This window comes from Lacticaseibacillus pantheris DSM 15945 = JCM 12539 = NBRC 106106, from assembly GCF_001311175.1.
In the GTDB taxonomy this organism is placed as follows: Bacteria; Bacillota; Bacilli; order Lactobacillales; family Lactobacillaceae; genus Lacticaseibacillus; species Lacticaseibacillus pantheris.
Map to the genome: position 1 here is coordinate 1 of NZ_BBAI01000054.1, position 11,205 is coordinate 11,205.

General features: G+C 53.2%; 6 protein-coding genes and 4 pseudogenes. 5 read left to right on the top strand and 5 right to left on the bottom strand.

Annotated features, from left to right (window positions below; translation table 11 throughout):
* Both JCM12539_RS11650 and JCM12539_RS14340 read right to left on the bottom strand, forming a co-directional pair.
* Nucleotides 1-249, bottom strand: a 249-nt coding sequence (locus tag JCM12539_RS11650) for a hypothetical protein (RefSeq protein ID WP_175576937.1), incomplete at its 3' end; no start/stop codon positions are given.
* 74 nt (nucleotides 250-323) lie between these two features.
* Complete coding sequence (locus JCM12539_RS14340) at nucleotides 324-476, bottom strand: hypothetical protein (protein ID WP_162204150.1); 153 nt, start codon at nucleotides 474-476, stop codon at nucleotides 324-326.
* Here JCM12539_RS14340 and JCM12539_RS15360 point away from each other — a divergent pair.
* Nucleotides 421-678: an LPXTG cell wall anchor domain-containing protein gene (locus tag JCM12539_RS15360; RefSeq protein ID WP_162204152.1), complete on the top strand. Its 258-nt coding sequence runs from the start codon at nucleotides 421-423 to the stop codon at nucleotides 676-678. The genes JCM12539_RS14340 and JCM12539_RS15360 overlap by 56 nt on opposite strands.
* Nucleotides 679-842: 164 nt before the next feature.
* Here the strand turns inward: JCM12539_RS15360 and JCM12539_RS11660 are convergent, their stop codons facing one another.
* Nucleotides 843-1,427, bottom strand: a complete 585-nt coding sequence (locus JCM12539_RS11660; RefSeq protein WP_054651680.1) for a TetR/AcrR family transcriptional regulator — start codon at nucleotides 1,425-1,427, stop codon at nucleotides 843-845.
* Between the two features lie 579 nt (nucleotides 1,428-2,006).
* Here JCM12539_RS11660 and JCM12539_RS11665 point away from each other — a divergent pair.
* Both JCM12539_RS11665 and JCM12539_RS11670 read left to right on the top strand, forming a co-directional pair.
* A pseudogene (locus JCM12539_RS11665) lies at nucleotides 2,007-3,592 on the top strand (glycosyltransferase).
* Nucleotides 3,593-3,604: 12 nt separating this feature from the next.
* Nucleotides 3,605-5,101 carry a glycosyltransferase gene (locus JCM12539_RS11670; RefSeq protein ID WP_054651682.1) on the top strand — a complete coding sequence of 499 codons (1,497 nt, stop codon included), beginning with the start codon at nucleotides 3,605-3,607 and terminating at the stop codon, nucleotides 5,099-5,101.
* A 496-nt stretch (nucleotides 5,102-5,597) separates the two neighbouring features.
* Here the strand turns inward: JCM12539_RS11670 and cls are convergent.
* Nucleotides 5,598-7,054, bottom strand: a pseudogene (cls, locus tag JCM12539_RS11675) (cardiolipin synthase).
* 284 nt (nucleotides 7,055-7,338) lie between these two features.
* On the opposite strand from cls, the pseudogene JCM12539_RS11680 reads away from it, so the two are divergent.
* Nucleotides 7,339-9,062 (top strand): annotated as a pseudogene (locus tag JCM12539_RS11680) (ABC transporter ATP-binding protein).
* Nucleotides 9,063-10,847 (top strand): ABC transporter ATP-binding protein, encoded by a 1,785-nt coding sequence (locus JCM12539_RS11685; RefSeq protein WP_054651684.1) that lies wholly within the window; start codon nucleotides 9,063-9,065, stop codon nucleotides 10,845-10,847.
* Between the two features lie 229 nt (nucleotides 10,848-11,076).
* On the opposite strand, the pseudogene JCM12539_RS15365 reads toward JCM12539_RS11685, so the two are convergent.
* A pseudogene (locus JCM12539_RS15365) lies at nucleotides 11,077-11,172 on the bottom strand (IS3 family transposase); the annotation flags it as partial.
* Nucleotides 11,173-11,205: the final 33 nt, after the last annotated feature.

An 11,205-nucleotide genomic window follows, 5' to 3' on the forward strand; every position in this document is an offset into this window, starting at 1 on the left:
CTTCTGCAGCATCGACTGCATCGAGTGCCGCCTCGACAGCAGCTCCGCTGCTTCTAGCGCTGCAAGTTCGGCTGCATCATCTGCTGCAAGCTCCAGTGCCAGCGGCGCGTCGAGTGCTGCAAGCAACGCATCGTCGAGTGCATCCGTCGCATCAAGTGCTGCTAGTGTAGCTAGTTCCGCAGCCTCCGGGAACCCTGGTAACAGTGAGATTTCTTCGGCCGCATCGACGGCATCTAGTGCAGCAAGCATAGCGTCAAGTGCAGCCTCCGTGGCCTCCAGTGCTGCGAGTGTGGCTAGCTCGGCGGCTTCTAACGGTGACGCATCTACCGCATCGTCAGCAGCTTCTGTGGCTTCCAGTGCTGCAAGTACGGCAAGTTCTGCGGCTTCGACGGCTCCAGTGCTGCGAGCGTCGCAGTTAGCCTGGCTAGTTCTGCCGCTCCATCGAGTGCCGGTAGTAAGGCTACTTTACCCGACACTGGTGCTAACCCATCGGATGGTGGTGGTAATTCCAACGCCGGTGGTGGGAACAACGCCGCAAATGGTGATGCGCACCAGTTACCACAGACTGGCGACGCCACCACAAATGAATCTCTGAGCCTGGCCGGTGTTATTGGCCTGGCAACGGCAGCCTTCCTAGGACTGTTCGGACTTGGGCGCAAGCACGATTCTGAAGATTAGAAGTAACAGTACGCGCATAAGTTAGGACTATGCGGTAATAAGGGAAAGTCGTCCAGATAATTACTTGGGCGGCTTTTCTTGTACATACACAAATTTTTGCACAAAAAAATTGCTCCCAAATTAATGTGAGCAATTCTAGGTGATCTTAATGCCTGGTAGGTCAGTCAAGCGCGGCTGCGTGCCAAATTTTCAAGTAACGGTTCACGGGCAATTACGCGGGCAACCTGTTCCTTGGAATCGGCAAAGTCGTTATCGATCCATTGGCTTAGCGCCATGGCGGTGGCTGCTTCAAATGAAGCTAACATGAAGTTAAGTTCGACGTGGGTTGTGTCCGGATGGCTGTACCCGTATGGTACGGCCAAACTGTCATACAGTTGGGTGTAAATCTTACCACCAACTTCAAACGGCAGATCGTGCATGTGCTTAAAGTACATCCGGTAATAGCACGAGGAGTCCTGCACCAGCTGCAGGAAGTCCATGACGGTTTTGTTGAGTGACTGTGGATTCTTAATGTTCTGGGCGCTGCGTACGCAAAATTCGAGCAAATCTGCATGGGCCTTATTCACTGCCTCGTCCGTGACGCTGTAAATATTGTCGAAGTGAACGTAGAAGGTTGAACGGTTGATGTGTGCTTCCTCGCAAACAGCATGGATGGTGATACGGTTCAGCGGGGTAGTCTCCCACAGTTTAAAGACTGCTTGAGTGATACGCTCATGCGTTTCAATCCAGTTGGCATTGTGTTTTTCCACGGTATAATCCTCCGAATAGCATTTTTATTGGAGCAACGTTGTGTGCACTCCGGTGAAAAGATGGGTATACGGCCTACTTCAAGCTGAAGTACAGCTACTGTTTGCTAGCCTTATATAGCCAAAAAGGGTGTGAATATGGACAAAAAGTTGGTAAACAGTGGTTACATACATTTTACAAGCAAAATAACAAATAATGGAACAACAATCACGTCAAAATTGTTGTGATTTTTTTTAAAACAAGCAATAATAATAATACGACAAAAGTGTAAGCCAAAACTTTAGACATTTTCGCAATAAAAGTCTAAATACGCATTAAAACGGCATTCCCGAGGAATAAAACGCATTAAATTCTTTGCAATAATAACCTGAACAACGTATCATTTGTTATGTGGTTTTGGTAGTTTTTAACCCGGATAAATAACTTCGCGTGTCCAGATTTAACTACCAATACCTTGCGTGAAAGTGACAAAACGAGTTTGTACAATTGGGCAACTAGTGGCAACCGGACGCCAATAATACCCGGGTGTCAGTAGGCCTACTGGAAACAAATCTTTTTTTGACGGTGAAAGGAGTACCGCGATGATATTTTTCATCAACAGCATCATGCAGGAAAATAAGTCTGGGATTGAGTTTGCCCAGCTCAAGCGTATTGAATTGTTCAACGACCATAACGTTGATTACCGGTTAGTGGTACGTGACTGGAACCCTCGATTGCACCCCACCACACGGGCAGCCGATGTACCTGATCGAAACCTAATCAATATGTTTGAGTACTTCCAGAACGCGATGGCAATTGAAGACCACCCGCAACACTTGGCAGACCTAGACTTTGGTGTCCTCGATACCCACGTGGAGGAAGAGGCCACTCGATTCCTAGTTTACACCACCGACAACCGTTTAGTCGCACGTGTTAACGTTTCTGGTGACGATAAAGTTGTCTTTTCAACCGAATTATTTGACGGTTTTGGTAATTTGTACCGGGTGGATTATTACGACACCCGCGGATTTCGTAGCCTGGAGCAATGGTATACACCCGACAACAAAATTGGCACCGAAGTTTGGCTCGATCCGGACGGACATGCAGTAATTGAAAAATTTTATCGCAAAAGCGTGCACGAAGAGGATGGGCTAGTTGCGAGCGGGTGGCGGCTAACTGACCGTACTGATGGTAAGACGTATATGTTTGACACCATCGAAGAACTGACGGTCCGGTTCCTGGATGACCTAAACGACGAGTACTGGTCGCTTGAGCACCCCAACGTCTTCGTTCTTGACCGTGGTCATGTGGCCGACTGGGGGCTACTGCATCTCCGTCGACCAGCGTACACCGTGAACCATTTGCACAACGCTCATGCCAGTGGGCAGGACCCAATGGCGCCAGTTGTCAACAACAACTATGAATTTACGCTGAGCGCTATTGATGATTACGACGCCATTGTTTCCTCAACCCACAAGCAATCGGCGGACGTGGACAAACGGTTCCACCCCCGGGCAAAGCTATTCACTATTCCCGTAGGTGTGGTGCCGGACGAACTCTTGCACGCGCCTCGCATTTTGGAGAGCAAGCGCACCTTTGGCAAGATGGTCGTTTTTGCCCGCATCGCGCCCGAGAAACAGCTGGATCAACTGACCGCTGCCTTTGCTATCGCGCATAACAAGTTTCCCGAGGCTACCTTGGACCTGTACGGTTATGAGGACGCGACCAACAAATTTGAGGCCAAGCGCAAAGTTGAGGCGGTCATCAAAAAGAATCACCTTGAGGATGCCGTCACGTTTAAGGGGTACACCACGGACGTGGATACCGCGGAGAATAACGCCATGCTGTACGGCCTGACGTCAAACATGGAGGCTTTAACTTGGCCATCATGGAAGCGATTGCCCACGGTCTCATTCCAATTTCATACGACGTCAATTACGGCCCTAACGAAATTACTGAGGACCACGTTAACGGCCGGGTAGTGCCATACGGTGACGTCAAGGCCTTTGGTCAGGCCATGATCGATATCTTGCAGGATAAAAAGTTAGCGCAGCAGTACAGTACGGCCGCATACGATTCGGCGGAACGTTATTCCGAGGACAACGTGTGGGCTGCTTGGCAGGAGTTGCTGGACGATGCTGACGGGGTGTGGCCCGCAAAATTGACTGCGGCACACTTTGAAGGTTAGGAGGCTTTCTCTATGTACTATTTTATTAGCGAAAATGTTTTTGGCCGTAATTCGGGTACTGAGCACGCGCAAGCGCGGCGAACCCGCATGTTTAACGCGGAGGGTGAGCAGGCGTTTTACGTTTCGCGCAATTACAACCCCCTCCTCAAACGGGACCTGGAGTCCGTGAAATTGGCAGCTAAGGAGTCAATTAATATGTATGACTTTTTCCAGGGTACTCTCGCCGTGCGTCGGAAGAAGCAGAATCTGCGACTATTGGGCGAAGTGCCGTTAGACGAATACCACGTAGAGGCCATCACACCTAACTACTCCATGATTACCCACGTGGGCCGTGAAATTGGTCGCATTAACGTGTTGCCAGGCACCGTGGGTTTGACGATGGACGTGGAAAACCGGGACCAGCACAACAACCTGGTTGCCCGCGAAAACTGGGATTGGCGTGGGTTTAAGTCGTCGATTGATTATTTCCACCCAGACGGGCAGGTTGCCTCACGGTCGTACCTGAGCCAGGACGGCGATCCCGTGTTGGAGCAATTATGGATGGATGTGGATGGCAAACGCCAGCCCACAATGTGGAAACTGTTGAACTACCAAGGTCACGACTATCGGTTCAGCACGGAGGATCAGTTGTTCCTGTTTTTCCTGAACGAGTTAACGAAGCAGGATAGCAACGCGACTTTGATTGCTGACCGGCACACACTCGACTACGTGGTGGCAGACGTGCAGGGAACAAAGGCCAAGTGGGGATATTTTCACGGCGTGCACAGCACTAAGCCCGGCAAAGTGGGCAAAGGATCCATCTTACCGGTCTACCGGAACATTTTGGAGCAGCGAGCAGATGCCTTCGACGGTGTGCTCGTGGCAACGGAAGATCAGCGGGCAGACCTGGTAACGCGTTACCCACACATGGACGTGCGGGTGGCGCCCGACACGGCCATCGCCAAGACGCACATGCACAAGGAGGCTAAGCACCCCACCGTCATGTTTGTGGGTCGTTTTGGGCCAGACAAGCGTCCAGAACAGGCACTACAGATGATGGGCGAACTAGTCAAGCAGGTGCCGGACGCGCGCATGGAGTTCTACGGCTACGCGCCGGATGAGGACACCATGAAGCGTCTGAACGACGAGGTGACGAAGCTGGGTTTGACGGACCAGGTGCAGTTCGCGGACTACATGGGCCTGGGTGAGCTGAGCAAGGAGTACAGTCACGGTGACGTGATTGTGCAGACCTCGATTGCCGAAAGCTTCGGGATGAACCTCGTGGAGGCCATGAGTTATGGAATCCCAGCGGTCAGTTACAACATTCCGTACGGCACCAAGGCGTTGGTTCGTGATGGTGAGAATGGCTATGTAGTCCCGGATGGTGCCACGAAGCAGATGGCGGCCAAGGTCGCGCAACTGTTGACGGACCATGATGATTGGCAGGCGAAGAGCAAAGCTGCGAAGGAGACCGCCAGCAACTACACCTTTACGCGCGCCATGGGCGATTGGCGGCGGGCGCTGAAGTAGGGTCTGGCTACGCAAAAGAAGCCGATACGCTGGCATATTGCGGCGAATCGGCTTCTTTTAATGTGGCGGGTAATGGGGGTGGCTGGTAGAAATGGGCTACTGACTGCGGTTGAGCGGGTGGTCCGCGCGGCCGGTGCTACGTGCCTCACGCTCCCGCCCGTTCCGGGCTACCGCGAATTGCCCTAGTCCGAGAAAACCACTCGGTCTAGCCAATTTGATTCTGTAGAAGCTACTGCTAGTAAGTGCTAACGCACTAACTAGCAGTAGCTTCTACAGAACTCCGGGCATGCAGCCGCCGTGCGGACCACCCGCTCAACCTCCGCCAGTAACCCATTTCTACCAACGTTAGTGAGTGCAGTTACTACCATTACTTGGCACATGTAGGGCATCACTAGATGTTGTCATTATGAGGCACGTAGCCGGTCGCCGACAGCACCCACCCAACTGGAGCTAGCCCACCGTTTATACCAGCCAATCTACCACGCCGCCAAGCCACCTACAGTACTGGCGACAGCAGGCGGGAGAACAGCTGCTTGAAACGCAGCCACCGGCCCTGAGCGTCAATCATTTTGTCGGTGAGCTCGGTGCTTTCTTCCATGTCGCTTTGGAAAATATCTGCCAGCTGCCGGACGATGCTGTGATCGTACATGAACGTGTTGACTTCAAAGTTGAGGCTGTACGAACGGAAGTCCTGGTTGGCGCTCCCAACGCTCGCCATGTCGTCATCTATCAGCATGGTTTTAGCGTGCAGGAAGCGTTATTGTAGATATAAACCTTGATGCCGAACTGGTGCAGGTAGTTGGCGTAATACTGCGTGGCCCGGTAGATGAAGGGGTGGTCGGGCATGCAGGGAATCATAATCCGGACGTCAATACCAGCGGCGGCGGCTATCCGCAAAGCCGTGATGACGGCGTCGTCAGGTACCAGGTAGGGGCTCTGAATCCATACGCGACGGCGGGCCGCGTTAATCAATTTGATGTAGCCCAACTTGATTTGCTCGGTTGTCGAGTCCGGACCACTCGTGACCAATTGCATACTGGTTGTACCGGAGATTTCTTTATCCGGAGCGGGGAAGTACTTCAGGTCGTAGGTGAGGCGGTCCGTCTGGTTTACCGACGAGTTCCAGTCCATAATGAACCGTACCTGTAATAGTTGGACCCCATGGCCGATAATCCGCAGGTGAGTATCACGCCAATAACCAAATTTGGGCGCGCGCCCGAGGTATTGATCACCAACGTTAAACCCGCCCGTATAGCCGATTTTGCCGTCAATCACCACAATCTTGCGGTGATCGTGGTAGTTGAGGCGGAAGCTCACGACGGCGTTACGGCTGGTTACAAAGGGGATGGTTTTCCCGCCGGCATCATGGAGCGGCTTAAACCAGTGGTTGGTGGTGCCGTGTGAGCCAAAGGCGTCGTAGACCACGCGCACGTCAACGCCTTCCTGGGCCTTCTGCACCAGTAGGTCCCGCAGTTGTGTACCAATCTTGTCAGAATAAAAGGTGTAGTACTCAATATGGATGCTATGTTTTGCGGCCTTAATATCCGCAAACATGCGGGCAAACTTGTCGTTACCATCAGTGATGATTTCGACCGCATTGCGCCGGATGAGCGGGGCGTTATCCAGTTGGCGAAACATCTCCACGGTGGCTGCACGGTGCTGAGTGATTTCGTCGGTATCGGTGCGTTTGAGGCGCGGCAAAGTTGAGCGCTGCGCGTCGATAATTTCTTTGAGCCCAATCCGGTCAGCCGTACGTAAACGGAACAGCTTAGTATTACCAAGGCCTCGACCGGTAAAGAGGTACAAAATAAAGCCGAATACCGGAATGACTACGAGCACGAGCAACCAGGCCCATGTCGCCGCGATATTGCGCGGCGAGTGGAAGACGGTGATGATTGCGGCTACCCAGTCTAGTAGCACGATGGCCAAAATAATCCAATTGACGATCTGCATATAAATAACCCTTTCACGAATAGTGTTCGGAGGTAAGTATACCACGCGACGGGCGGCCGCCCCACAACGATAACGGTGCAAATGGGCATAACTCGTCGGAGGACCAGCGAATACTCTTGGAGTGGCAGGGAGGGATGGCACAACCATCACTTGTACAGTCGTATTGGTGAACAAATATGGAAGAAAAACAACGAATATGCTACATTAGATGAAGATAAGGTTTTGGTGAAATTGCGGCGGGGCAATCAAGCCCCGCCCAATTTTACGTTGAGGGGGTATTACACATGCGCGTTATTTGGCCATACGTCCGCCGGCATGCGGGCATCGCAACTGGGGCGGTGATTACAACCATTCTGCAGGCGGCAACCATTCTCTGGCAGCCGTTCCTATTGCAGAAGGTTTTAGCCGCAATTATCGCTAATCATCAGGGTGTCGTGTTGAATCTGGGTGTGCAACTCTTGCTAGTTGCGCTACTTGGCATCGTTGCCGGGATTTTAAATACTGTCTGGGCGGCACAAACCGCTGTGCGCATTGCCGCCGATATGCGCGCCGATTTGTTTCAGCGCGTTCAACGGTTTGCGTACGCCGATATTGAGCAGTTTAGCGCCTCATCGTTGGGCGTGCGGATGACTAATGACATCAACCAGGTACAGATGCTGGTGATGTCCATTCTCCAGATTGTGCTACGCGTCCCGATTACCTTTGTGGGTGCGCTGGCCCTCGCTATTTTGGCGATTCCTAGCTTATGGTGGCTACTGGTCGTGATGATTGTAGTTATCGGCGCTCTCGGTGTCTTTATGACCGTCAAGATGGGCGGGTACTTCGGCAAGATTCAGCACTACATTGACGAGGTGAACACCATTGCTCGCGAAAACATGATGGGTGCGCGTGTGGTGAAGAGCTTTAACCAGGAAGATGCACAGTTGGGTAGTTTCAACCAGGCTTCTGGGCAGATGGAAACACTCAGCATCAAGATCGGGTACGCCTTTGCCGTGATGGTGCCGGGCTTCTTTATGATTGCTAACGTCGTGGTGGGGATTGCCGTTCTGATGATTGGTAACCAAATTACGAGTCATCCGGCCTACCTCGCCGTGATTACATCCTTTGTGGGTTACGTTCTACAGATTTTGTATGCCTTCATGAACGCCGCGTTTATTGCGACGGGGGCGACCCGTGCGTTTGTTTCCCTGGGCCGGATTGGCGAGGTGCTTCGGCACGCACCGTCCATGCTGTTTCCGAACCAAGCGCCGGTACTCAGTTTGGATGGGGGAATCGACCTACGTGACGTGACCTTCACGTATCCTGGTGATGATGCGCCAATCCTCCAGCACGTGAACTTCAAGGTGCGACCTGGTGAGATGCTGGGTATTGTCGGCGCGACTGGTAGTGGTAAATCCACGCTGGCGCAGCTGTTGGGGCGTCTATTTGATCCCGATGAGGGTGCCGTGATGGTGGGTGGACACGACCTGCGCGAACTCAATCCGCGTAGTATTCGCAAAGCCGTGGCGGTGGTCCTGCAACGGTCAACGCTGTTCTCGGGGACCATTGCCAGCAATCTTCGGCAAGTCCGCCCCGACGCCACTACCGCCGATATGGAGTGGGCCGCAAAGATTGCCCAGGCTGCTGAGTTCATTGACCAGCTACCGGAGCGCTTTGACGCTCCCGTTGACGAGCGGGCAGCCAACTTTTCGGGTGGGCAAAAGCAGCGCCTCAGTATTACCCGTGGTCTCATTGGGCAACCAGCAGTGCTGGTACTCGATGACGCAACCAGTGCGCTGGACGCCCGGAGTGAAAAGCGGGTGCAGGAAGCCTTGGCCCGCGATTTAGGGCACATGACGACGGTCATTATTGCGGAAAAAAAATTTCGTCAGTGATGCACGCTGATCGTATTTTGGTGATGGATCACGGCCGTGTCGTCGGCAATGGCACCCACGCGGAGTTGTCCGCAACCAACAAGGCGTACCAAACAATCCTGAACTCGCAGCGTAGTGCAGAGGAGGTGGGCTAAATGCAAAGTGATTTCAAAGTAGCGGGTAAGTACTTCGGCCACTACCTCGGCCGCTACCCGTGGCAACTAATACTCAGCGTCATTACCGTAGCCATCTACTGTGGCGCGGCGGTGTACACGCCCATCCTGTTGGGCAATGCGGTTACGCAGTTAACGACGGTGCTAGCCGACTTTAACGCGCACCACGCGGTGGACACTACACCATTTATCCACACCGCGGCGACCATGATTGTGATCAACGTACTAGCCGGTTTTGCGGATGCTGCGACCTCAGCCATTCTTGGGTGGGTATCGGGTGTAGCTAACTCCCGAATGCGTAGCGACCTCTTTGCCAAGATGCAGCGTATTGGGATTAGTTATTACGACCGCACGGAAGACGGGGATTTGCTGGCGCGGTTTACCAGCGACCTCGATAACATTTTTAACGCCATGAACCAGGCGTTCATCAACAGCTTTTATTGTTTCGGTTCCCTGATTGGCGTCCTGATTATGATGTTCACGAGCAACGTCATGATGGGCTTTGTCACGATTATTACCACGCCGTTGGCCGTCCTGGTGAGCTGGTTGGTGATTACGCACGCCAGCCGTGCCGTGAACGAACAGCAGCGGGCCGTGGGGGCACTGAACGGGTATATTAACGAGCAAATTACCGGCCAAAAGGTCATTATTACCAACGGCCTGCAGAAACAATCAATTGACGGTTTCACCGGGCGCAACGCCACGGTCCTGCAGGCAGCACAGCGTGGCCAAATTTGGGCCGGAATGCTGATGCCGGTGATGTCGGGACTGATGCTACTCAACACGGCCATCGTCATCTTCTTTGGCAGCTGGTACGTTCTGCAGGGCAGCATGGCGTTGGGCACGGGGCTGGCCGTGGTGGCCGTCTTTGTCCAGTACGCGCAACAGTACTACCAGCCCATCATTCAGATGACCAGTATGTACAACATTATTCAGCAGGCCGTCACGGGTGCACGGCGGGTCAGTGAGGTGTTCGAGCAGCCCGATGAGGTACGTCCCGAGGGGGGCAAAGTCATCGATGGTGTTCGCAAAGGCGTTGAGCTGAAGGACATCCACTTTGGCTACCTGCCGGGAATTGAGATCCTGCATGGCATCAACATTGATGCTCCCCGGGGGCACATGGTGGCGCTGGTTGGACCCACTGGTTCGGGTAAAACTACGGTGATGAACCTCCTGAACCGGTTCTATGATGTGGACGTCGGTAGCATTACTATTGACGGCACGGATATTCGCGACATTGATTTGACCAGTTTGCGCAACAATGTTGGTATCGTGTTACAGGATCCGCAACTATTCTCAGGCACGATTAGGGATAACATTCGGTTTGGTCAACCGGAGGCCGGGGATGACGCCGTGCAGAACGCGGCGCAACAGGCGCGGATTCACGACTACATCATGTCATTGCCGGATGGCTACGATACTTTGATTACGGACGAGCAGTCGGTCTTCTCCGCGGGGCAAAAGCAATTGCTGAGCATTGCGCGGACGATTTTGACCGACCCACCGGTAATGATTATGGATGAGGCCACCAGCAACGTGGACACCGTGACCGAATCGCAGCTCCAGGCGGCGATGAACGCGGTGACACAAGGCCGGACCAGCTTCTTGATTGCGCACCGGCTGCGGACGATTGTGCACGCTGATGAAATCGACGTGCTGCGGCACGGCACCATCATCGAGCGCGGCACGCACGCTGACTTAATGGCTGCCAACGGCTTCTACGCCCAACTCTACCGCGACCAGATGCCGAACTGTAGTGGGGGGTGACGGTAGTGGTTTGCGGCAGCGTAGACCGGACCGGTGAGCTGCGGCTTACGTGGGGTACTCCATGGTAAGCCACTGCCAGGGCGAAGGTTGGGTGGTTACGAACCCGCGGGCGTGGTTTGGGGTTGCGGCTTACGTGTCCTGCGCCGTGATTGCTACACCCGCACGCTCCGGACGTTCCGTCCTTCCGCGGATAATTGAGCTTGAGAAATACTGAAGCGCCACACAAAAGTTAGACACTTTTGGAAAGCTTAAACTGTTGTCGGTATTCTCTTGGTGTCAATCCGTTTAGCACCATTGATATTCGATCATTGTTAAACCAACTAGCATATTTTTTTTAACCGTCTTACGGAGCTCCTGT